The organism is Pseudomonas sp. JDS08PS003 (assembly GCF_045013505.1).
In the GTDB taxonomy this organism is placed as follows: domain Bacteria; phylum Pseudomonadota; class Gammaproteobacteria; order Pseudomonadales; family Pseudomonadaceae; genus Aquipseudomonas; species Aquipseudomonas protegens_B.
The window spans coordinates 5,422,394-5,444,177 of sequence record NZ_CP120724.1 but is presented as its reverse complement, the minus strand read 5'-3'; the positions used below and the strand labels follow the sequence as shown (position 1 = coordinate 5,444,177).

The 21,784-nt window shown below is 61.5% G+C and carries 20 protein-coding genes; 7 read left to right on the top strand and 13 right to left on the bottom strand.

Annotated features, from left to right (window positions below; translation table 11 throughout):
- Positions 1 to 11 precede the first annotated feature (11 nt).
- Positions 12 to 506, bottom strand: coding sequence for a SprT family zinc-dependent metalloprotease (locus P7C00_RS24030; protein WP_346632306.1), 495 nt, complete (start codon positions 504 to 506; stop codon positions 12 to 14).
- Between the two features lie 151 nt (positions 507 to 657).
- Positions 658 to 1,260, bottom strand: coding sequence for a Yip1 family protein (locus P7C00_RS24025; RefSeq protein ID WP_123726910.1), 603 nt, complete (start codon positions 1,258 to 1,260; stop codon positions 658 to 660).
- 292 nt (positions 1,261 to 1,552) lie between these two features.
- Between P7C00_RS24025 and ttcA the strand changes: the two genes are divergently transcribed.
- Entirely contained in the window at positions 1,553 to 2,377 is an 825-nt protein-coding gene (gene ttcA, locus P7C00_RS24020; protein ID WP_346632305.1) for a tRNA 2-thiocytidine(32) synthetase TtcA, read from the top strand.
- 58 nt (positions 2,378 to 2,435) lie between these two features.
- Here ttcA and P7C00_RS24015 read toward each other — a convergent pair whose 3' ends face one another.
- The 7 genes from P7C00_RS24015 to arsC form a co-directional block, all read right to left on the bottom strand.
- On the bottom strand, positions 2,436 to 3,971 hold the full coding sequence (locus P7C00_RS24015; RefSeq protein ID WP_346632304.1) for a glycosyltransferase family 39 protein: 1,536 nt from the start codon (positions 3,969 to 3,971) through the stop codon (positions 2,436 to 2,438).
- A gap of 102 nt (positions 3,972 to 4,073) precedes the next feature.
- Positions 4,074 to 5,807: a lipid IV(A) 4-amino-4-deoxy-L-arabinosyltransferase gene (arnT, locus tag P7C00_RS24010; RefSeq protein WP_404937498.1), complete on the bottom strand. Its 1,734-nt coding sequence runs from the start codon at positions 5,805 to 5,807 to the stop codon at positions 4,074 to 4,076.
- 262 nt (positions 5,808 to 6,069) lie between these two features.
- Positions 6,070 to 6,735 (bottom strand): histidine phosphatase family protein, encoded by a 666-nt coding sequence (locus P7C00_RS24005; RefSeq protein WP_346632302.1) that lies wholly within the window; start codon positions 6,733 to 6,735, stop codon positions 6,070 to 6,072.
- A 434-nt stretch (positions 6,736 to 7,169) separates the two neighbouring features.
- The gene (locus P7C00_RS24000) at positions 7,170 to 7,841 is read right to left on the bottom strand and encodes a DNA-3-methyladenine glycosylase I (protein WP_346632301.1); all 672 of its coding nucleotides are present in this window, start codon (positions 7,839 to 7,841) and stop codon (positions 7,170 to 7,172) included.
- Positions 7,842 to 7,966: 125 nt separating this feature from the next.
- Positions 7,967 to 8,389 carry a DUF2069 domain-containing protein gene (locus P7C00_RS23995; protein ID WP_346632300.1) on the bottom strand — a complete coding sequence of 141 codons (423 nt, stop codon included), beginning with the start codon at positions 8,387 to 8,389 and terminating at the stop codon, positions 7,967 to 7,969.
- Complete coding sequence (gene wrbA / locus P7C00_RS23990; RefSeq protein ID WP_123726916.1) at positions 8,382 to 8,987, bottom strand: NAD(P)H:quinone oxidoreductase; 606 nt, start codon at positions 8,985 to 8,987, stop codon at positions 8,382 to 8,384. Before wrbA ends, P7C00_RS23995 begins: the two co-directional genes overlap by 8 nt.
- Complete coding sequence (gene arsC, locus P7C00_RS23985) at positions 8,984 to 9,337, bottom strand: arsenate reductase (glutaredoxin) (protein WP_404937497.1); 354 nt, start codon at positions 9,335 to 9,337, stop codon at positions 8,984 to 8,986. The genes wrbA and arsC overlap by 4 nt, the downstream gene beginning before the upstream one ends.
- 139 nt (positions 9,338 to 9,476) lie before the next feature.
- Here arsC and P7C00_RS23980 point away from each other — a divergent pair, with 139 nt between their 5' ends.
- A complete protein-coding gene (locus P7C00_RS23980; protein ID WP_346632298.1) occupies positions 9,477 to 9,941 on the top strand; it encodes a TlpA disulfide reductase family protein in 465 nt (154 codons plus the stop codon).
- Positions 9,942 to 10,015: 74 nt separating this feature from the next.
- Here the strand turns inward: P7C00_RS23980 and P7C00_RS23975 are convergent, their stop codons facing one another.
- The 4 genes from P7C00_RS23975 to P7C00_RS23960 form a co-directional block, all read right to left on the bottom strand.
- Positions 10,016 to 10,420, bottom strand: coding sequence for an META domain-containing protein (locus P7C00_RS23975; RefSeq protein ID WP_346632297.1), 405 nt, complete (start codon positions 10,418 to 10,420; stop codon positions 10,016 to 10,018).
- Positions 10,417 to 10,854: a hypothetical protein gene (locus P7C00_RS23970; RefSeq protein WP_110594717.1), complete on the bottom strand. Its 438-nt coding sequence runs from the start codon at positions 10,852 to 10,854 to the stop codon at positions 10,417 to 10,419. The genes P7C00_RS23975 and P7C00_RS23970 overlap by 4 nt, the downstream gene beginning before the upstream one ends.
- Before the next feature lie 90 nt (positions 10,855 to 10,944).
- Positions 10,945 to 11,934 (bottom strand): 2-hydroxyacid dehydrogenase, encoded by a 990-nt coding sequence (locus tag P7C00_RS23965; RefSeq protein ID WP_346632296.1) that lies wholly within the window; start codon positions 11,932 to 11,934, stop codon positions 10,945 to 10,947.
- Between the two features lie 63 nt (positions 11,935 to 11,997).
- Positions 11,998 to 14,751 (bottom strand): response regulator, encoded by a 2,754-nt coding sequence (locus tag P7C00_RS23960; protein WP_346632295.1) that lies wholly within the window; start codon positions 14,749 to 14,751, stop codon positions 11,998 to 12,000.
- 219 nt (positions 14,752 to 14,970) lie between these two features.
- Here P7C00_RS23960 and P7C00_RS23955 point away from each other — a divergent pair, with 219 nt between their 5' ends.
- From P7C00_RS23955 to relA, 5 genes are all read left to right on the top strand, one after another.
- Complete coding sequence (locus P7C00_RS23955; protein ID WP_404937496.1) at positions 14,971 to 15,693, top strand: response regulator transcription factor; 723 nt, start codon at positions 14,971 to 14,973, stop codon at positions 15,691 to 15,693.
- Complete coding sequence (locus P7C00_RS23950; RefSeq protein WP_404937495.1) at positions 15,680 to 17,035, top strand: histidine kinase sensor domain-containing protein; 1,356 nt, start codon at positions 15,680 to 15,682, stop codon at positions 17,033 to 17,035. Before P7C00_RS23955 ends, P7C00_RS23950 begins: the two co-directional genes overlap by 14 nt.
- Positions 17,036 to 17,151: 116 nt before the next feature.
- Positions 17,152 to 18,054: a cysteine synthase CysM gene (gene cysM, locus P7C00_RS23945; RefSeq protein ID WP_404937494.1), complete on the top strand. Its 903-nt coding sequence runs from the start codon at positions 17,152 to 17,154 to the stop codon at positions 18,052 to 18,054.
- Entirely contained in the window at positions 18,054 to 19,406 is a 1,353-nt protein-coding gene (rlmD, locus tag P7C00_RS23940; RefSeq protein ID WP_346632292.1) for a 23S rRNA (uracil(1939)-C(5))-methyltransferase RlmD, read from the top strand. Before cysM ends, rlmD begins: the two co-directional genes overlap by 1 nt.
- Positions 19,407 to 19,528: 122 nt before the next feature.
- On the top strand, positions 19,529 to 21,772 hold the full coding sequence (gene relA / locus P7C00_RS23935; RefSeq protein WP_346632291.1) for a GTP diphosphokinase: 2,244 nt from the start codon (positions 19,529 to 19,531) through the stop codon (positions 21,770 to 21,772).
- The last annotated feature ends 12 nt before the right edge of the window (positions 21,773 to 21,784 follow it).

Sequence of the window (21,784 nt, the reverse complement as noted above, 5' to 3'; positions counted from 1 at the left end):
CGTTGGCGCCATCACTCGACCCTGGTTTCTCCGCTGTAGACCAGGGTGTGCCGACAGCGTCGACACAAGTAGCGACGCCCCTGAGCCACCAGCTTGTGGCGTTGCGCCGAAAACGGAAAATCGCTTTCGGCGCAAGGGCAGCGGTAGATGTAGCGGGTCACGCTGCGGCGTTTGACGTCATAGGTGTGGCAACGATTGGGCGGCAGTTCATACACCCCGCGCATGATCAGTTGCCATTCCTCACCGTGGGGCTGAATGCGTTCGCCAAACAACTGATGGGCGATCAGGTGCGCGACTTCGTGGGCCACGGTCTGCTTGAGGAAGTCTTCGCTGTTTTCCCGGTACAGCTGCGGATTGAAGCGCAGCAGGTTTTCGTGCAAATGGGCGACCCCGGCTTTCTGGCCTCGTAATTTGAGGCTGACCACCGGGCGTTTGAAAGGACGTTTGAAAAAGGATTCAGCGAGTAGGAAACAGTCTTCGACGCGGGTATTGAGTTGCTCGGGCATGCTTAACGGCTCTCCAGAGTGGCTGAGTATGCCGCAAAGACCGGCGAATCCGAATCGTCCAGGCGCCGAATGGTCGTCGGATCGCGTCCATTAAGAAGGCCGCCTTGCGGCGGCCTGTGTTGGCAGATGGAGGATTATTATTGGTGCGGCGTCAGTTGGTGTACACGGGGCCGACGCCCAGGCCCCAGACAATCACGGTGAAGGCCATGATCGCTACCAGCACCACCAGTCCTACCGCCAGGACCGAGCTGGAAAACAGGAATCCCTCGTCCGACGGGATGTTCATGAAAGTCGGGAGCCCGACGTAGAGCAGGTACACCGTGTAGCAGATCGCCGCCGTGCCGATGATCATCCCCAGCCACATATGGGGATACAGCGCCGCCAGGCCGCCGACGAACAGCGGTGTCGCGGTGTAGGTGGCAAAAGCGACGCAGCGCGCCAGGCTCGGGCTGGCGTCATAGGTCCGGGCCATCCAGTGGATGAAGGCCCCCATCACCGCCACGCCGCCGAGCATGGCCAGGTACGACATGATGGTCATCCACAGGGCGCTTTCCATGGTCAGCATCACCGGCGCGCGGTTGCCGATGACCCAGCCGACCTGGGTGGTGCCGATAAAGGCCGAGATGGCGGGGATCGCTGCCAGAATCAGCGTGTGGGTCAGGTACATGTGGCTGATGCTTTCCTCTGCATCGCCACGGATGTCTCGCCATTCCTGATCGGGGTGGGTGAAGAGTCCTACGACATGATGAATCATGGTCAGTCACTCCTTTATTGTTGCCATCGCCCCCCAACGGAGCGCTTACAGCCAAGTGGCACAGTCAGTATAGGTCTATATATGCATGCGACCTTATGTCGCAGTATAGGGAGGAGTTTTCGTCAGATGTGCGCACCTTTAGAGCAAATCGCGCTGTAAAACCCCAGTGTAATCGCGGGTGTGTCTGTCACCGCAGCCCCGGGGAGCGCTGCGTTGCGACGCTTTCAAGGGACCGGGGTTTTTGCGTAAAATGTCCGGCTTTTCGTCACATACCTCGCGGATTCCAAGCGCCATGGGCACTCTTACGGTCAACCAGAACAAACTGCAGAAACGCCTTCGCCGACAGGCGGGCGAAGCGGTCGCCGACTTCAACATGATCGAAGAGGGCGACAAGGTCATGGTCTGCCTGTCCGGCGGCAAGGACAGCTACACCATGCTCGACGTGCTGTTGCACCTGCAGAAGGTGGCGCCGATCAAGTTCGAGATCGTCGCGGTGAACATGGACCAGAAGCAACCCGGTTTCCCCGAGCATGTACTGCCGGCCTACCTCAAGGAGTTGGGGATCGAGTACCACATCGTCGAGAAGGACACTTACTCGGTGGTCAAGGAACTGATACCGGAAGGCAAGACCACCTGCTCACTGTGCTCGCGCCTGCGTCGTGGCACCCTGTACACCTTCGCTGATGAGATTGGTGCCACCAAGATGGCCCTCGGTCACCATCGTGACGACATCGTCGAGACCTTCTTCCTCAACATGTTCTACAACGGTTCGCTCAAGGCCATGCCGCCCAAGCTGCTGGCCGATGACGGGCGCAATGTGGTGATCCGCCCGCTGGCCTACTGCAGCGAGAAGGACATTCAGGCCTACTCCGACCTCAAGCAATTCCCGATCATTCCCTGCAATCTCTGCGGTTCCCAGGAGAACCTGCAACGTCAGGTGGTCAAGGAAATGCTCCAGGAGTGGGAGCGCAAGAGCCCGGGGCGTACTGAGAGCATTTTCCGCGGCCTGCAGAACGTGATCCCTTCGCAACTGGCGGATCGCAATCTGTTCGACTTCACCAACCTGCGCATCGACGACAGCGCCACGCCGCGTTTCGTCAATGTGGTGAATCTCTGATCCGTTCTCGCTGAGCTTCCATCTCCATGCCGGTTGCTATCCGGCGTGGCGAGGCGCTTCAGGCCCCGGGGGCCTGCGGAATGAAGGCGACACTGCCCTCGGATTTTTTTTTCGCCAGCCGCTCACCGTTGGTCGGCAGTGTGCGGATCAGCTGATGATCCTTGCCCAAGTAGCTGAGCATCGACGGTTCGTTCTGACTCTGTCGCACCAGGATCAGAGTGCGTTGGGGGTCCCAATGCTGGCCGCTGGTCCTGTCCAGCCAGGCCATGAAGTCCGCGCTGGTGCCGGAACGAGGGAAGTCCTGGGTTTCGGCGACGTAATAGAAGGGCGCTCCCTGATTCTGCAGGTACAGCGGCACTTTGTTATCCACCTCGACCATCACCATCCGCCATTGATTCCAGGGGGCAATCCGGCTTGCCTCGGCCCTGACCTGCGTGCCGAACTGGATGACACCGCCTCCGCCATTGCTCCAGGGATAGGCCACCCCCAGCACCAGCAGCAGGACCAGCGCTGCGCTGGCAAAGCCTATGGTCCAGTTGCGTTCGCTGTGCTTGCCGCTGGCGCGTCGTTGTAGCAGGTGGCGGTTCAGCCACCAGCCTCCTAATAGTTGGGCGAAGGGCACCAGAGGCAGGACGTAATAGCTGCGCCGACTGCCGCTGGCAGTGAAAAACAGAAACAACAAGCCCAGAGCCCAGACCAGCCAGCGCTCATTGGGTTGTAGCTGGCGCCAGTGACGCGCCGCTACCCAGAGGGCGAGTACCCAGCAGGGTGCCCAGGGCAAGGTGTAGGCCGGCAGGTAGATCAGGTAGGTATAGATCGGCCCGACATGGTCGAAAGGGTCGAAGAAACGCTGCACATTTTCCCGGAACACCAAGCTCAGCCCGCTTTCACCGTAGGTCGGGGCGCCATACAGGTGCGAGAGCACGAACGGCACCATGTACAGCAGGGCAGCCATCAGCAACGCCAGGCACAGGCGTGGATTGAGGTGACGCTTCCAGCGTCCCTGGCTCAGCAGGTGTGGCAGCAGGATGAGCCCCGGCAGGACGAAACCGATCAATCCCTTGAGCAGTGAAGTCGCCGCCAACAGCAGGAAGAACAGGCAATAGCGACTCAGGCGGGTATCTTCGGGTCCTCGCCAGTACCACCACACCGCTGCCAGCACTCCACACACGGTGAGAATGTCCGCGGTGGCCACCCGTGCCCAGAATGCAAAGTAGAAGGTGGTGGCCAGCATCCAGCCGGCGATCAGCCCGGTGCCCTTGTGAAACAGTTGCTCGCCAAGCAGGTACACCAGCCAGATGCTCAGCCATCCGGCGAGCACCGAGGACAGCCGCAGCGACCAGTGCCCCAGGCCTCCGGTCAGCCAGGCGCTGGCGGTGATCAGCCAGTAGGACGGCAGGGGTTTGTCGTAATAGGGGGCGCCCTTGAGATAGGGGTCGAAGTAGTCGCCACTCTGCAGCATCTGCAAGGCAATGTTGGCCCAGCGGGTTTCCGCCCCCCACAGCTCACGGGAGCCCAGGCCGAGGAGCAGGATCAGGGCGCTGACGCCCAGAAGCAGGGCCAGGGCCTTGCGTTCGCTGTTGCAGCTTTTCATGGGCGGATTTCTGCAGGCTGTATGTGGGAGGAAGGTGCAAGAAGCGCCAGCGCCGACGGTGGTCGACGCTGACGCTCTCAGGCAGGTGTCAAGGCAGGCAGGTCAGGGTTGAGCGGCCGGTAGGATCAGGATCAGCATGTTGCCTTGTTCGTAGCGCTTGCCCCCCGGTGGAAGCAGGGCGACTTCTTCGTTCTCCAGTACGTCCTTGACCCGCATTACCACACCCACCGATCCCTGTTTTCGCGCGTCACTGACCCATTGGCCGACGTCGGCCATGCTGACCTTGCGCTGGGCCGACTCAGGATAGGCCAGACCGTATTTCAATTCGCCCTCGGTGTTGTACAGCGCCACGTCCGAGCGCTGCAGGCGCCAGGCCAGCGCTGAGGCAGCCCCCAGGTCGTTGCTCAGCAGGCGGTCGGTCTGCTTGAGTTCCGCAAGGTGCTCCTTGATGAACTGGTCCGGCATCTTGTTGTGCACGATCAAGCCGGGCATTCCCGCAGGCAGCAGCGCCACCAGCAGCCAGATGCCCAGTGCCGGTGCTGCCCAGTAGTTGAGCGGCCGGGAGGCCGGCAGCAGGTTGGCGATGATCCAGCCCATGAGCATGATGAACACCAGGGACAGGCTGAGCATTTCGTCGTGGCCGTACACCGGCCGCGTGATCTGGATCACCACCAGCGCTACCAGTGCAGCGACGCCGATCAGCAGGTTGAGCAGGCTGTTGAGGCGAACAGTCCGGGTCTTGCCTGCGCTGATCCACTGGATCAGTGCGTGGCCCATGAGCACGGCCAAGGGCAGCAGGCAGGGCATGATGTAGGTCGGCAGCTTGCCGCGGCTCAGGCTGAAGAACGCCAACGGCAGCAGCAACCACAGCAGCAGGTAACCGGTGGCCGCCTGGTGCTTGTCCTTCCAGGCCTGAATCAGAGTGCCGGGCAGCAAGGCGGCCCAGGGCAGGCTCGAGACCACCAGCAGCGGCAGGTAGAACCACCAGGGGCGAGTGTGCTGGGCATTCTCGGCGGCAAAGCGACGGATATGTTCATGCCAGAAGAAAAACCGCCAGAAATCGGGTTCATGGGCATGGATGCTCAACACCCAGGGCAGGCTGATGGCAATCGCCACCAGCACCGCCACCAGGCCATAACGCAGTAACTCGCCGAAGCGTCGTTGCCAGAGCATGTAGGGCAGGGCGATCAGCACTGGCAGCAACCAGGCCAGGAACCCCTTGGTCATGAAGCCCATGCCGCAGGCGGCGCCCAAGGTGCCCCAAGCCAGCAACCGGCCGCGCAGGGTCTGGCTGCCCAGGGCGAACCAGAGTGCCACCAGGCTGAGGTTGACCCACAAGGTGAACTGGGGATCGAGATTGGAGTACCCGGCTTGCCCGGCGATCAGGCCGAAGCTCATATAAAGCAGGGCAGCGGCAAAACTCTTGCGCGGGTCGCTCCAGATCCGGCGAGTGATCAGGTAAGCCAGCAGTACGCTGAGGCCGGTGCTCAGGGCCGAGGCAACACGTACCCCGAACAGGTTGTCACCGAACACTGCCTGGCCGATGGCGATCATCCAGTAGCCGGCAATGGGTTTTTCGAAGTAGCGGATGCCCATGAAGTGCGGAGACACCCAATCCCCGCTGAGCAGCATCTCCTGGCTGATCTGTGCGTAGCGGGTTTCATCCGGAATCCAAAGGCCGTGGCTGGTCAGTGGCAGCAGGTAGAACAGTGCGAAGGCCAGCAGCAAGAAGGGTATTGCCCAGCGTTGGATGCCGCTGGTTGCACTCCCGCCCAGGGTATAGCCGGAAGGCGTGGTGCTTGTTCCATAAGCTTGGGGCGGTAAAGTGCGCTGCATTTGTGTCCTCTAAGTCATTTGTCGAAAGCGGTGGCTTGTTACGTTCATTAGGTATCACTGATGAACGGTAAATTGTTGTCGAATACTCAGTTTTCTCAAGTCTTAAAAAAAATATACTTGGCTGCGCCTGTTTGATGGGGCTTCTTGTAAGTGAGAGGGGCGCTCTCTTAGTGCAAGGACTTATAAGGTCAAATAGTTAGCGAGAGAGTGTGTCTACTTCCCGAGTAAAGTCTGTTGAGATGTTGTTAAAAATAGTTACAGCTTATTCGATAAGGTGCTCAAGAGTTTTTCGCCAGCTTGCGGCATTGATAATGCCCATTACTTCCATGGTTCCGTCCACGTTCAGGGTGACAAATAGCGAGCTGGCGTACTTGCTGGCCAGTGCATGTTCAAAGCCCAACTGGCTTTCCAGGTCGCTGATGCAATCGCTGTGGGTAATCAGGATCAGGTTGCGCTTGAACAACTTGTGCGCCTTGATCTGTTCTTCGAAGTGTTCGCCGCAGTTGCTCAGCCAGTCCTGGGTCTGCACCGGCCGGTTGAACATGAACTCCGAAGTTTGCCGGGTTCGGGTTGCCGGGCTGCTGATGACATCGGTGGAGGCCATGCCCAGGGTGCGGAACGCCCGGCCCAGGTCGCTTGCTATGCGGCTTCCGGATAGGGTGATGCCGTCAACAGGCCCCAGGCAGGGATTGGCGGAGCGGTCGCAGCGCTCGGCATGCCGCACCAGGGCAATTACCTCGCCGCTTTGCCAGTGGCGATAGAAGCCGGCTTGCTGCATCTGGTTGTCGACACCCAGGTCCAGTGGCGTGGCTGGCCACAGGACAAAGCCGCAGACGAGAGTTACCAGGGCTGCCCCACAGGCGCCAGCCAAGATTCGCAAGCTGCGGATTGTCTTGCCGCCAGTACCGGATTCAGCCGTATTGACCACGTCGTTTACCTGATTAGGTTGTTGCCAGGTGTTCTGAAAAGAACGGCATGCGCTCACCGGCATCCTCGCCGCAACTGGGGCCAATTTAGGTCGGGCCAAGTGGGCGGAGAGTGAAAGCAATGTGAAAAAAACGAATGTATGGCGGCAGTTCTTTTAAACCTGACAGCCTTTGTTCAGGTTGTTGGCCTGATCAGTGCTTTGTTGTCAGGCCATGCCCGTCTATTGGCCAGCAGAGTGTGGCTACAGAAACCGTCTATCTATCGTTCTTATCGTTGTGGCAAGTGCGCAGCGAACTTTATCCGATAAAAAACAGCGGAAGAAAAAAACCGCGTTTAGTTCAGCTTATTGTCAGCTTGAGATGGAGGCGCTTGAGAGCGGGGTGTTCCTCTGCCCGTTGTACCGGGCAGAGAGCCACGTTGATGAAAGGGGGGGGATCAGTGATTGACGGTGTAGGCCAGCATCGCTGACAGCTGGCACAGTGGTCGGCCACTTTCCTGCTGCCACTGGTTGAACACTTCCTGAACCAGGGCCTGGTCACGCTTGCTGCTGGGCACCTTGTCGACAATGTTCTGGGCGTTGAGTGCCGCCACGACGTCCCAAGTGGGGATGAACGTGTCCTTGCCCACCATGCGCAAGAAGCGCGGGGCGGAAAGCCCTCCCATCTGGTTGCCATGCTTGGCCAGGTATTGCCATAGCCCCGTGATGTCCTGAACTGGCCAGTCGGCAATGAAGGCGCCGAAACTGCCGTGCTGTTTTTCCACATCGAGGATCATCTGGGCATTGCGCGGCACACTCTTGAGTTTGCCCAGATGGCGAATGATCCGCGTGTCCTGCATCAGTCGCTCCAGATGCTCGGCGCCCATGAGCACCACTTTGTCCGGATCGAAGCCAAAGAACACTTGTTCGAACGCCGGCCATTTGGCATCTACCAGGCTGTGCTTCAACCCGGCGCGAAAGACTCGCAAGGCCAGGGTCGACAAGTAGCGATCAGCGCTCAACGAGCGCAGGTAGTCGTGGCTCGCCGGCGTCGGCAGCTGGGCTTCGAGGGCTGCGGCGGAGCCAAAGCGATTAAGACAATATTCGTTCAACCATTTGTAATCGTGCATGCCTGCTCCGGGTTGGTTCGGGAGTATCGGTCAAAAAGTCTGCTGACCAAGGTGGGGGCGCCGAAACGGCGATGCAAGCTCCCCGGGCGATGTCATGCCCGGGGGAGCCAGAGGGCTGCGGGGCGTCAGGCCGGATCGGCACCTTCGCCGGCGAGCCGGCGATTGAGCTGGAAGCGCCAGCGTACGTAGAGCAGTGCCGAGGTGAACACCGCCAGGCTGGCGAACATTTCCAGCAGGCCGAACAGCTGACGATTCGGGTCGTAGGCCGCCAGTGCCCCCTTGATGAAGTACAGGTTGACCACAAAGCACATCCACGAGTGCCCGCGGGCACTGCCGCTGAGCATGCCCGGTGCCATCAGCAACAGGGGCACCAGTTCGATCAGCAGGATCACCCAGGGCCGGGCGCCGTGGAGGTCGGCTACCAGCAGGTAGTAAACGCAGAGCAGGCCTACCAGGCCGAAAAAACAGATCAGGCTGAGGATCCGGGCTATCCGGACCCGAGGTTCCAGCCACTCCACTGCAGGCAGGATCTTCGGCTTCTTAGCCACGGCCGTTCTCCAATTGCTGAGCGGTTTTCGCCAGGCGCAGGCCCAAGGCCCGGCACAGGGCAATTTCATGCTCGTCCAGCGGGCTCTTGCCGTCCGCCCCGGCATGATGGCTTGCGCCATAGGGGGTGCCACCGCCGCGGGTTTCCAGCAACGCTGACTCGCTGTAGGGCAGGCCGGTGATCAACATGCCGTGATGCAACAGCGGCAGCATCATCGACAGCAGGGTGGCTTCCTGGCCGCCATGCAGGCTGGCGGTGGAGGTGAAGACGCCGGCGGGCTTGCCCACCAGGGCACCGGTCAGCCAGAGGTTGCTGGTGCCGTCGAGAAAGTACTTTAGCGGGGCTGCCATGTTACCGAAGCGGGTCGGGCTGCCCAGGGCCAGGCCCGAGCAGTGCTTCAGGTCGTCGAGACTGGCATACAGCGCTCCGCTTTCGGGAATGCTCGGTGCCACGGCTTCGCACTCGGTGGAAATTCCCGGGACAGTGCGCAGGCGCGCTTCCAGGCCGGCCTGTTCGACACCTCGGGCGATCTGGCGGGCCATCTCGTTGGTCGAACCGTTGCGGCTGTAATACAGGATCAGGATGTACGGCGCGCTCAAGGCAGAATCTCCAGCACATTTTCCGGTGGGCGCCCGATGATGGCCTTGTCGGCAGTTTCGAGAATCGGCCGTTCCATGAGTTTCGGGTGCTGGACGATGGCAGCGATCAGTTGTTCTTCGCTAAGGCTGGTGTCCGCCAGGTTGAGGTCTTTGTACTCATCCTCGCCGGTGCGCAACAGCTGGCGCGCGCTGATGCCCAGCTTGCCCAGCAGGCGGTGCAACTGGGCGGCGTCCAGTGGGGTTTCCAGGTAGCGGACCACGGTCGGCGCCAGGCCGCGTTGTTCCAGAAGTTCCAGCGCACCGCGGGATTTCGAGCAGCGCGGGTTGTGATAAAGCGTCAGATCGGTCATGTGCGGGTCGCATCTTGCGTAAGGTGGCGGCTATTCTACCCGCGCGACGGGCTCTCCTGAACCTTGGGAGTCGATAGGTCGCATCGGCCCTGGGTCGGTAGTTATTTTTCAAGACACCTTTCAAGACAGGAAACAGCGCATGGCAAGGCAATTGGCGGCAGCATTGGCGATCATTACAACCCTGCTGCTGGGCGGCTGTGGCAATGACTACGGGGTCGACCAATACGGCCAGAAAGTCGCCGCCGAGCGCATCGACAAGCAATGGCTGGTGCTCAACTACTGGGCGGAGTGGTGCGGGCCTTGTCGCACTGAAGTGCCCGAGTTGAATGCCCTGAACGAGCAGCTCAAAGGGCAGTCGGCCACTGTACTGGGGGTCAATTTTGACAATGTACAGGGTGAGGAACTCAAGAGCGCCAGCGAGAAACTGGGGATCAAGTTCACGGTGCTGGCGCAGAATCCTGAGCAACTCTTCGATTTGCCACGCAGCGAGGCGCTGCCGGTGACCTACATCATCGACGACAAGGGCAAGGTACGTGAGCAACTGCTGGGTGAGCAGACCGCAGCGGGCGTATTGGCAAAACTGCAGGCTCTACGCGGTCATTGATGGGGTAATGATGCCTGCAGCCGCTGATAGTGTCGGCGGCCGCAGGAATTGGGGGCAATCTGTCCCGGGTCGGATCAGCCTTCTTCCAGCCACCAGCGCAGCGGCTTGCCTTCGGCAGGCCAGAAGCGTACTTGCTCGATCGGCGAAACATCCCAGCGCTCTACGCTTTCCAAGGCCTGGAGGAAGCGCCGTTCCTGCTCCATCAATGCTGGAGCACAGAGTTTGCGGGTGCTGCCGACCTTGCCGAAACTGAGCTTTTCGCCGTCCAGTGTGTAAGGCGCGAACCAGTGGTTGCAGCCACCATTGCCATAGGCGCGGCCGTCTTCACCCAAGGTGATGGTCAGGTGGCTGTAGTCGATCAGTGGCCGCTCGCCAATCCATTCCAGGACGTAACTGCGATCCTGCTGCAGCTTCAGCGGCTCGGCGGCGCAGCCCATCAGGCCGGCCCCCAGTGCCGCAGTCAGCGCCAGGCGTTTCATTGGCCGGCCTGCTGGCATTTCGGGCAGAGGTGACGTTCGCCCTCACTGGCCCAGCCCAGCTCGGCAATTCGTGCGCTGGCGGCAGGTTTCTGGGCCTTGGTGCCGAGCTTGGCATCCACTGCAAACTCGAAGTTCAGCTCTGCTGCGCAGCTGTCGCAGTTGACTTGCCATTGATGAATCGCCAGTTCGCCGAATACCGGGCCACGGGCCACGGCGACCCATTGGCCGACCGGATTGATCAGGTGGCGGACTGTGTCCACTGTCAGGCGCATGGACAGGTCCTTGCTGCCCTTGAGCGTGACCAGCAGCACGTCGTCGGTACGGATCGAACCACCGTTGCCGGTGACTTGATAGCGACCCGGTACCAGGGCGCGACATTCGATCAGGGTGTGTTGCGGGTTCATCAGGTTGTAGCGGAAATCGTGTTCGACCATGGGTCCTCCAAATCTGCCGCGTATGCTAGCACGGGCCCCTGCGCCGCAGGTTGCGGGCAGGCGACCTTCGATCAGGCCGTGGCCGGGATTTCAGCCATGGACCTGATTCTGCGGCTGGCCCGCAGCCCAGCTGGCAATGTTGTGCAAGGTGGTGTCGGCGATGGCCGCCAGAGCCTCGTGGGTCAGGAAGGCCTGGTGCGCGGTGACTATCACATTGGGGAAGGTCAGCAGCCGGGCCAGCACATCATCCTGCAAGGGCAGGTCGGAACGGTCCTCGAAGAACAGCTGGGCTTCCTCTTCATAGACGTCCAGGCCCAGATAGCCCAGTTGACCGCTCTTCAGTGCTTCGATCAACGCCGGTGTATCCACCAGTCCACCGCGCCCGGTATTGATCAGCATTGCCCCGGGCTGCATGTGCGCCAGGCTGTCCTGGTTGATCAGGTAGCGACTGTCGTCGGTGAGGGGGCAGTGCAGGCTGATGATCTGCGCCTGGGCCAGTAGCTCCGACAGGCTCAGGTAGCGGGCCCCGAGGGCCTCGACGGCAGGATTGGGAAAGGGGTCGTAAGCCAGCAACTGGCAGCCGAAGCCGGCCATGATGCGAGCGAAGGTGGCGCCGATCTGTCCGGTGCCGACAATGCCCACGGTCTTGCCCACCAGATCGAAGCCGGTCAGGCCGTGAAGGGTGAAATCGCCTTCACGGGTGCGATTGTAGGCTCGATGCAGGCGTCGGTTCAGCGCCAGGATCAGGGCCACCGCATGTTCCGCCACGGCATGGGGCGAGTAGGCCGGAACTCGGACCACATCCAGGCCCAGGCGCTTGGCGGCAGGCAGGTCGACATGGTTGTAGCCGGCTGAACGCAGGGCGATCAGCCGGGTACCGCCGGCGGCCAGCTGCTCCAGCACTGGGGCGCTCAGGTCGTCGTTGATAAAGGCGCAGACCACTTCATGGCGCTCGGCCAGGGCTGCGGTGTCCAGGCTCAGGCGGGCGGCCTGGAATTGCAGTTCGATACCCGTGGGCAAGTGGGCGCCGAGAAAACTTTCACGGTCGTAGTTCTGGCTGCTGAAAAGAATCGTACGCATGCTTGCATCCTTGGTCGGGGCGCCCAGCATGCAGGCCAGGCGCCGGGCAGGTCTTGCCCTGGATCAGGCGTTGATCCGCGCTTCGACGGCGAGACGTCCGATGGCGTGGTCCAGTTCATCCAGAGCGGCAAAGGCTTTGACGTCTTCCTGCTTGAGCAGGGTTTCGCTGCGCTGGCAGGCCGCGCGCAACTGTGGCACTCCGCAATATCGGGTGGCACCGTGCAGGCGGTGGACGCGTTCGATCAGGGCACTGTGGTCATTGGCTGCGCGAGCGGCGTTGATCGCCTCGCGATCGGCCTCCAGGGACGCCAGCAACATGGCCAGCATGTCCGCCGCCAGATCAGCCTTGCCGGCCGCCAGGCGCAGGCCTTCGTCCTGATCCAGCACTTGCAGCTCCAGGCTCAGTTCCGAGCGTTCATTGGCCCGTTCCGGACCCTGATTGCGCAAGGCCAGTCCGGTCCACTTCAGTACCACTTGGGCCAGTTGCCGCTCACTGATGGGCTTGGTCAGGTAATCGTCCATGCCGCTTTGCAGCAGGGCGCGCTTTTCGTTGGCCATGGCATGGGCGGTCAGGGCCACGATGGGCAGTGGCGTGCCATGGCGCTCGCTTTCCCATTGGCGGATCGCCTCGGTACTTTGTCGGCCGTCCATGCCCGGCATCTGCACGTCCATCATCACCAGATCGAACGGTTCGTTCTGGATCGCGTTTAGCGCTGCGTAACCGTTGTCCACTGCCAGCACCTTGGCGCCCATGTCCTCCAGCAAGGTCTGGATCAGCAGCAGGTTGGCCGGGTTGTCGTCGACACACAGGACCCGCGGAGCACGGCTGGAGAGGCTTTCCTCCGGCTCGCTGCGGGCCCGGCGCGGGGTGACCAGATCGGACAGGGCACGACGCAGTTTGCGGGTGCAGGCCGGCTTGGCCTGCAACTGGCTGTGGGGGTTGGGCACCGACAGGTGAAACAGCGTCTGTTCGGTGGTCGGGCACAGCACCAGGACTTTGCATCCCAGGTGCTCCAGGTCCCAGATGTGCTGGCTCAGGCGCTCGGGAGACATGTCGTTGGTGGTGATGCCGAGCACCGCCAGGTCAATGGCCTGGTCGCTTTGATGCACGCCGGTAATGCCGTTGGTCAGGGCTTCCAGGGTGTTGAACGGGGTCACTTCCAGGCCGCAGTCTTCCAGTTGGTGCTGCAGGGCCTGGCGGGCCAGTTCGTGATTCTCCAGTACCGCTACGCGTCGCCCCAGCAATGGGGGACCAGGCAGGTCCTCGGCGTCGTCGCGGGTTTTCGGCAGGTTCAGGCTGATCCAGAATTCCGAGCCTTCGCCCGGAGTGCTGTCGACGCCGATTTCGCCGCCCATCTGTTCGATCAGGCGCTTGGAGATCACCAGCCCCAACCCGGTGCCACCGGGTTGCCGCGACAGCGAGTTGTCGGCCTGGCTGAAGGCTTGGAACAGAGCGCGAACATCCTGGTTCGACAGGCCAATGCCGGTGTCTTGAATGCTGATGCGCAGTTGCACGCTGTCTTCGTGTTCTTCTTCCAGCATCGCCCGGGCGACGATGGTGCCTTCGCGGGTGAACTTGATGGCGTTGCTCACCAGATTGGTGAGGATCTGCTTGAGCCGCAGCGGATCACCCACCAGGGACAAAGGCGTATCCCGATAGACCAGGCTCACCAGTTCCAGCTGCTTGGCGTGGGCTGCTGGCGCGAGGATGGTCAAGGTGTCCTGCAGCAAGTCCCGCAGGTTGAACGGAATGCTGTCGAGCACCAGTTTGCCCGCTTCGATTTTCGAGAAGTCGAGGATTTCGTTGATGATCCCCAGTAGGCTGTCGGCGGACTTTTCGATGGTACCCAGGTAATCCAGCTGGCGCGGTGTCAGCTCACTTTTCTGCAGCAGGTGGGTGAAGCCGAGAATACCGTTGAGGGGCGTGCGGATCTCATGGCTCATGTTGGCCAGGAATTCCGACTTGATACGGCTGGCCTCCAGGGCCTCCTTGCGTGCCAGATCCAGCTCGATGTTCTGGATCTCGATGGTTTCCAGGTTCTGGCGCACGTCTTCGGTGGCCTGATCGATGCTGTGTTGCAATTCTTCCTGAGCATTTTGCAGGGTGCTGGCCATGCGATTGATACCCGAAGCCAGCTCATCCAGCTCCTGGCTGCCCAGGGGCGGCAGCCGGGTTTCCAGGTTGCCGTCCTTGAGTTGCGCCACGGCCTGCTTGATCTGAGTCAGTGGGTTGTTGATGGTCCGTCCCATGCGCACCGCCAGCAGGGCAGTACCGGCCAGGCCAGCGGCGATCAACAGCAGGCTGGCGAACAGGCTGCGGTAACCGCGCAACAGCATGCCGCTATGGGACAGCTCCAGTTCCACCCAGCCCAGCAAGCGGTCTGATTCATCGGGGATCAGATCACCGGCCAGATTGCGGTGGCGGCCGAACACCGGCAGTTGGTAGCGGGTCGCGTCACTACCACTGCGCTGCATCATGTGGGTGCTGTTACCGCTGGGCGGTGGATTGAGCATGCTGGGGCCGGCGTGGGCCATGAGCGTGCGATCGGGGGCAAGGAATGACACCGCGCGCACGTCCTGCTGTTCCAGGGCTTGGGTGGCGATGCGTTCGAGCATCGGCGAGTTGCGGTTGCCCATTGCCGGTGCCACCAGGGAAGCCAGCTGTTCGGCGATCATTTCGCCGCGTTGCAGCAGTTGGGTCTGCAGGTCGGAGAGCTGCATCCAGGTGAAATAGCCGCCCAGTACCAAAGCCATCAGGCTGGTGGGCAGCAAGGTCAGCAACAGTACGCGGCCTTTGATTCCCAGTTTCTTGAGCACGCAACTCTCCTGCTTCCACGCTGTTTTGAAAGGTCGACGGGCACGTCCGTGATGCGCCACCTGCGCAGTGTAACGATTTGCTGGAGGCTGATCTTGGCAAATTGCAGACGGTTAGCCGACAGCCGGAGGGTGGATAGAGGGGCTACGACCAAGGCGCTGGTTGCCGCGATCCGGGCAATCTTGAATAATTGCCCAACTGAGAATGACTTGCAGAAGCTAATGACTCCCGTAGCTGTTGAGCCTCCCCGTATCCTGGCAATTGAAGACGACCCGGTGCTCGGTGCCTATGTGCATGAGCAGCTGGGGCGCTGCGGCTTTGCCGTGACCTGGTGCCAGAACGGCCAGGAAGGTTTGGGCATCGCGCGTCGGCAAGCCTTTGATGTGGTGTTGATGGACATCCTGCTGCCGGGCATGGACGGCCTGGCGGTGCTGACCCACTTTCGCCAGAGTCACTCCACGCCAGTGCTGCTGATGTCGGCCCTGGGAGCAGAGGCCGATCGCATCAGTGGATTCCGCCTGGGTGCCGACGACTATTTGCCCAAGCCCTTCAGCATGGCCGAGCTGCGGGTACGCATCGAAGCCATCCTGCGGCGAGTGGCCCTGGATCAGCGGCCGACACCGCCGAAACTCAGCAGCAGCATCCAGAGCCTGCGTTTTGATGACGAGCTGTGTGACGTGTTTTTTGCCGAGCGCTGGGCGGGTCTGACCCGTAGCGAATACCGCCTGCTGGAAACCCTGCACCGCAACGTCGATGAGGTGCTGAGCAAGGCCTTCCTTTATCAACATGTGCTGCAACGCGGGTACGCGGCCCATGATCGCAGCCTGGACATGCATGTCAGTCAGATACGCCGCAAGCTCAAGGCGCTGGGCTACAGCGAGCGTGAAGTGCGCACGGTGTGGGGCAAGGGCTATGTGCTGAGTGCCTTCGATGAGCTGGTCTGATCTGCCGGGTCGGCACTCGCTGTTCTGGAAGCTGGCCTGCCTGCTGGTGGCGTTCTGTCTGTTGATGATCTGGCTGAGCTGGTCCTGGGGGCGTTATGTGGAGCAGAAGAACCTGTACCTCGCCGATGAAGCCCGGGCCACCTTGCGCAATTACGCACAGGAAGCGGAACAGGCCTGGAAGGTTGGCCAGCATGCCGGTGTCGATGCCTGGATCCAGGAGATGGCCGGCCGTGAGAGCACTTGGGTCGGCGTCATCGGCAGCGATCTGCAAGCCCTGAGCAGCTACCCGTTGACACCGGCCGAGGCTCAGCGCCTGACGTTCCTGCGAGGGGCGGATTGGCCAGTGAGCCGGCACAGCCGTGGGTTGCCCTGGCTGAAAATTCCGTTCCCCGATGATCCGTTCCTTGGCAGCCTGGTCATCGAGCTGCCACAGCGCTTCATGCCCGGGCGATACCGGGTGTTCTGGCGCGTGATCACCAATGGCGTGATCCCCGGACTGTTCACGCTGCTGCTGTGTGTGGGTCTGTACCGTTTGTTGGTGGTGCCGCTCAATCAGTTGCGAGAGCAGGCCAATGCCTGGCGTGCGGAGCAGTTGAATGTTCGGCTATCCACCCAGACCACTGAGCGCAAGGACGAGTTGGGGGAATTGGGACGAGCGTTCGATCAGATGTCCGAGCGGCTGCAAAGCACCGTGGCTGTTCAGCAGCAGTTGCTGCGGGACCTGTCCCACGAGTTGCGCACTCCCTTGAGTCGCCTGCGGGTGGCTTGCGACAGCGAGCAAAACCTGGGGGCATTGCGTGAACGCCTGTCTCGGGAAGTCGACGGTATGCAGCGTCTGGTGGAGGACAGCCTGCAATTGGCCTGGCTGGACACTGAGCGGGCGCCGCTGCCTGAGGAGCAGATTCAGGTCCAGGCCTTGTGGGAGATGCTCAGCGAGAACGCCTGCTTTGAAAGCGGCTGGTCCCCAGCGCAGTTGCGCTGTGACCTACCGGCTGATTGCTGGGTGCGCGGGCATCTCAATACCCTGGCCCAGGCCCTGGAAAACATCTTGCGCAACGCCATCCGACATTCACCGCCCGGGGCTCTGGTCATCCTCGATGGTCGACGTGACGCTGAGTATTGGCATTTGTGGCTGGACGACCAGGGACCCGGTGTGGCCGAAGAGGATCTGGAACGGATCTTCGCGCCTTTTATCCGGCTGGACGGATCGCGACCGGGGGATGGGGGGTTCGGTCTCGGCCTGAGCATTGCGCGCAATGCGGTGGGGCGCCAGGGAGGTCGGCTGTGGGCGCAAAACACGGCCCATGGCCTGCGTATTCATATGCAGTTGCTGGCGGCCTGAACCGGCCCTGCGCCGCCTTATATCAATAAGCCATAAGTCCCGCACTTTGCGTGATATGGCGCTTGGGCGTTTGCCGGTATGATAGGCGCCCCCGCAGTCTGGATTGCGAATACGCCATGACCTTGCAGTACCCAACCATCGCCGATTGCGTCGGCAACACCCCGCTGGTTCGTTTGCAGCGCCTGCCCGGCGCCACCAGCAATACCCTGCTGCTCAAGCTCGAGGGCAATAACCCGGCGGGTTCGGTCAAGGACCGTCCGGCACTGTCGATGATCACCCGCGCCGAGTTGCGTGGGCAGATCCAGGCCGGGGATACCCTGATCGAAGCGACCTCGGGCAACACCGGTATCGCCCTGGCCATGGCTGCGGCGATCAAGGGTTACAAGATGATCCTGATCATGCCCGACAACTCCAGCGCCGAGCGCAAGGCGGCGATGACCGCCTATGGTGCCGAGCTGATCCTGGTCAGTCAGGAAGAGGGCATGGAAGGCGCCCGTGACCTGGCCGAGCGGATGCAGGCTGAAGGCCGTGGCAAGGTGCTCGATCAGTTCGCCAACGGCGACAATCCGGAAGCCCACTACACCGGCACCGGTCCCGAAATCTGGCGCCAGACCCAGGGCAGCATCACTCACTTCATCAGCTCGATGGGCACCACCGGCACCATCATGGGCACTTCGCGCTATCTGAAAGAACAGAATCCTCAGGTGCAGATCGTGGGTCTGCAGCCGATGGAAGGCTCGGCCATTCCCGGCATTCGCCGCTGGCCCGAGGAATACCTGCCGAAGATCTATCAGGCCAATCGGGTCGATCGCATCGTCGACATGGCTCAGAGCGAAGCTGAAGACGTGACCCGGCGCCTGGCCCGGGAAGAGGGCATCTTCTGCGGCGTGTCTTCCGGTGGTGCGGTGGCAGCGATGCTGCGCCTGTCCCGGGAAGTGGAAAACGCGGTCATGGTCGCGATCATCTGTGACCGTGGCGATCGTTACCTGTCGACCGGCATTTTCGATGCGCCCAACTGATGGCTAAGCACGAGAGAGGCCTGCGCTTCCAGCCTGCGGGCGGTAGCCGGGCCCCGCAGATTCCGGTGGGCAAGAAGCAGCGTTTGACGATTCAGCGTCTGGCCAACGACGGCCGTGGCATTGCCTTTGTCGAAGGGCGTACCTGGTTTGTCAGCGGTGCCCTGGCCGGTGAAGAGGTCGAAGCTCGGGTGTTGGGCAGCCACGGCAAAGTAGTGGAGGCCCGTGCCGAGCGCATCTTCAACGCCAGTGATCTGCGTCGCCCGGCGGCCTGCGCCCATGCCGGGCGCTGCGGCGGTTGCAGTGTCCAGCACCTGCCTCATGCCGAACAGCTTGCCCTGAAACAGCGCATGCTCGCCGAGCAGTTGTCCAAAGTCGCGGGTGTCGAGCCCGAGGCCTGGGCTGCCCCCTTGAGCGGTCCCGAATTCGGCTATCGACGCCGCGCCCGAGTGGCGGTGCGCTGGGACGCCAAAGGCAAGCAACTTGAGGTGGGTTTCCGCGCGGCGGGTAGCCAGGACATCGTCGCCATCGACGATTGCCCGGTGCTGGTACCGGCCTTGCAACCTGTCATGAACCGCTTGCCCGCCATGCTGCGACGCTTGAGCAAGCCTCAGGCACTGGGGCATGTGGAGTTGTTCAGCGGTTCGGCCCTGGCGGTGCTGTTGCGCCACATGGCGCCGTTGTCCGACAGCGACCTTGGGATCCTCAAGGACTTCTGCGATTTCCATCAGGCGCAATTGTGGCTGCACGGTGAAGGCGAGCCGCAACCCTTTGATCCATCGCAGGCTCTGGGCTACCGCCTGGAGACCTGGGACCTGCACCTGGCGTATCGGCCGGGGGACTTTGTCCAGGTCAATGCGCGAGTCAATGAAGCGATGGTCGCCCAGGCCCTGGAGTGGCTCGCGCCGCAAGCTCAGGAGCGGGTGCTGGATCTGTTCTGCGGGCTGGGCAACTTCGCCTTGCCGCTGGCCCGGCATGTGCGGGAAGTGGTGGCAGTGGAAGGCGTGGCGACCATGGTGGCGCGGGCCGCTGAAAATGCTGCCAGCAACAATTTGCATAACACGCGCTTTTTTCAAGCCGATTTATCCCAACCTCTGAGTGCTGCCGAGTGGGCTGATGAAGGCTTTTCTGCGGTACTCTTGGACCCACCCCGCGACGGTGCTTTCGAGGTGGTCCGCCAGTTGGCGACCCTGGGTGCCAAGCGGTTGGTGTACGTGTCATGCAATCCGGCAACTTTGGCTCGTGACACAGTCGAACTGATCAAGCAGGGCTATAGGTTAAAACGTGCCGGGATCCTCGATATGTTTCCTCAGACGGCGCATGTCGAGGCCATGGCGTTATTCGAAGCGAGCTAGGATGGCTTGTCTAATCCGACTGATCTTTCAGGTGTGGTTCGCTGGCCCTGCGAGCTGCGCCCGAGCGTTGAAGGTCAGCGATTTGACGCATTGAATGTGCGTCGTAGGGAAGGTAAAGCAAGATGGTACAGGTGAGAGCGCACCAGCCGATCAACACCGACGGCAGTATCAATCTCGAGGCATGGCTCGATCATACGGTCAGCGTCGACATGGCACTGGACCGTGAAGCCTTGAAAGAAGCCTGCGAGTTCGCTCGCGAGGCTGAGTTGCAACACATAGCGACGAAGAATCTCAGCGCCGAGGACGTGTCGAGTTTCAGTACGGGCCTGGAGATCGCCGAGATCCTTGCCGACCTCAAACTGGATCAGGACTCCCTGGTCGCCGCGGTACTGTACCGTGGCGTCCGCGAGGGCCAGATCCAGCTGCCGGCGGTCAGCCAGCGTTTTGGTCCGGTGGTGGCCAAACTGATCGATGGCGTGCTGCGCATGGCTGCCATCACTGCCAGTCTCAGCCCTCGTCAATCCCTGGTGCTCGGTACTCAGGCCCAGGTGGAAAACCTGCGCAAGATGCTGGTGGCCATGGTTGATGATGTGCGAGTGGCATTGATCAAGCTGGCCGAGCGGACCTGCGCCATTCGTGCGGTGAAGAGCGCCGACGAAGAGAAGCGCAACCGAGTTGCGCGGGAGGTCTTCGATATCTATGCGCCGCTGGCTCACCGCCTCGGCATCGGCCATATCAAGTGGGAGCTGGAGGACCTGTCCTTCCGTTACCTGGAGCCCGAGCAATACAAGCAGATCGCCAAGCTCCTGCATGAACGGCGCTTGGATCGCGAGCGCTTCATCAGCGATGTGATGAACCAGCTGCAGAACGAATTGAAGGCTACCGGGGTCAACGCCGACATCAGCGGGCGGGCCAAGCACATCTACTCCATCTGGCGCAAGATGCAGCGCAAGGGGCTGGAGTTCAGCCAGATCTACGACGTACGTGCAGTACGGGTGCTGGTGCCGGAAATGCGCGATTGCTACACCGCGCTGGGCATCGTGCATACCCTGTGGCGGCACATTCCCAAGGAATTCGACGACTACATCGCCAACCCCAAGGAGAACGGCTACCGCTCGTTGCACACCGCGGTGATCGGCCCCGAGGGCAAGGTGTTGGAAGTGCAGATCCGTACCCATGCGATGCATGAGGAGGCGGAGCTGGGGGTCTGTGCCCACTGGAAGTACAAGGGCACCGACGTCAAGTCCGGCTCCAACCATTACGAAGAGAAGATCTCCTGGCTGCGTCAGGTGCTGGAATGGCACGAGGAACTGGGGGATATCGGTGGCCTGGCCGAACAGTTGCGCGTGGATATCGAACCGGACCGGGTGTACATCTTCACTCCCGACGGACACGCCATCGACCTGCCCAAGGGCGCCACGCCGCTGGACTTCGCTTATCGGGTGCACACCGAGATCGGTCACAACTGCCGGGGCGCGAAGATCAATGGGCGCATCGTGCCGCTCAACTACAGCCTGCAGACCGGCGAGCAGGTGGAGATCATCACCAGCAAGCACGGCACCCCGAGTCGCGATTGGCTGAACCCGAACCTGGGCTACGTCACCACTTCCCGGGCGCGGGCGAAGATCGTCCATTGGTTCAAGCTGCAGGCCCGTGATCAGAACGTCGCCGCCGGCAAGACCTTGCTGGAACGCGAGCTGAACCGTCTCGGCCTGCCTCAGGTGGACTTCGACAAACTGGCCGAGAAGGCCAACATGAAGACTGCCGAGGACATGTTCGCCGCCTTGGGCGCGGGCGACTTGCGTCTGGCGCAACTGGTCAACCTGGCTCAGCAACTGGTGGAGCCGGAGCGCGGCAATGAACAGCTGGAGCTGATCCCGCGCAAGGCCGCCGGCTACAAGCCGGGCAAGCGCGGCGACATCCAGATCCAGGGCGTGGGCAACTTGATGACGCAGATGGCAGGTTGCTGCCAGCCGCTGCCGGGGGATGCGATCGTCGGTTACATCACCCAGGGTCGAGGCGTCAGTATTCACCGTCAGGATTGCGCCTCGGTGCTACAGCTGGCTGGTCGCGAGCCGGAGCGGATCATTCAGGTCAGCTGGGGCCCGGTGCCGGTGCTCACCTATCCGGTGGATATCATCATTCGTGCCTACGACCGTTCCGGTCTGCTGCGTGACGTGTCCCAGGTACTGCTCAATGAGCGCATCAACGTACTGGCGGTCAACACCCGGTCGAACAAGGAGGACAACACGGCGTTGATGTCCTTGACCATCGAGATTCCGGGCCTGGATGCATTGGGACGTTTGCTGGGGCGCATATCCCAGTTGCCGAACATCATCGAGACCCGGCGCAATCGAACCCCGTGATGCCCGCATGAA

Coding starts and splice junctions, on each gene's coding strand:
- P7C00_RS23975 (WP_346632297.1), bottom strand. CDS start 10,420: ATGAAACGCCTGGCGCTGACTGCGGCACTGGGGGCCGGCCTGATGGGC.
- cysM (WP_404937494.1), top strand. CDS start 17,152: ATGACCTTGCAGTACCCAACCATCGCCGATTGCGTCGGCAACACCCCG.
- rlmD (WP_346632292.1), top strand. CDS start 18,054: ATGGCTAAGCACGAGAGAGGCCTGCGCTTCCAGCCTGCGGGCGGTAGC.
- P7C00_RS23950 (WP_404937495.1), top strand. CDS start 15,680: ATGAGCTGGTCTGATCTGCCGGGTCGGCACTCGCTGTTCTGGAAGCTG.
- P7C00_RS24030 (WP_346632306.1), bottom strand. CDS start 506: ATGCCCGAGCAACTCAATACCCGCGTCGAAGACTGTTTCCTACTCGCT.
- ttcA (WP_346632305.1), top strand. CDS start 1,553: ATGGGCACTCTTACGGTCAACCAGAACAAACTGCAGAAACGCCTTCGC.
- P7C00_RS23965 (WP_346632296.1), bottom strand. CDS start 11,934: ATGCGTACGATTCTTTTCAGCAGCCAGAACTACGACCGTGAAAGTTTT.
- P7C00_RS23970 (WP_110594717.1), bottom strand. CDS start 10,854: ATGGTCGAACACGATTTCCGCTACAACCTGATGAACCCGCAACACACC.
- P7C00_RS23955 (WP_404937496.1), top strand. CDS start 14,971: ATGACTCCCGTAGCTGTTGAGCCTCCCCGTATCCTGGCAATTGAAGAC.
- P7C00_RS24025 (WP_123726910.1), bottom strand. CDS start 1,260: ATGATTCATCATGTCGTAGGACTCTTCACCCACCCCGATCAGGAATGG.
- P7C00_RS24000 (WP_346632301.1), bottom strand. CDS start 7,841: ATGCACGATTACAAATGGTTGAACGAATATTGTCTTAATCGCTTTGGC.
- relA (WP_346632291.1), top strand. CDS start 19,529: ATGGTACAGGTGAGAGCGCACCAGCCGATCAACACCGACGGCAGTATC.
- P7C00_RS23980 (WP_346632298.1), top strand. CDS start 9,477: ATGGCAAGGCAATTGGCGGCAGCATTGGCGATCATTACAACCCTGCTG.
- arnT (WP_404937498.1), bottom strand. CDS start 5,807: ATGCAGCGCACTTTACCGCCCCAAGCTTATGGAACAAGCACCACGCCT.
- arsC (WP_404937497.1), bottom strand. CDS start 9,337: ATGACCGATCTGACGCTTTATCACAACCCGCGCTGCTCGAAATCCCGC.
- P7C00_RS24015 (WP_346632304.1), bottom strand. CDS start 3,971: ATGAAAAGCTGCAACAGCGAACGCAAGGCCCTGGCCCTGCTTCTGGGC.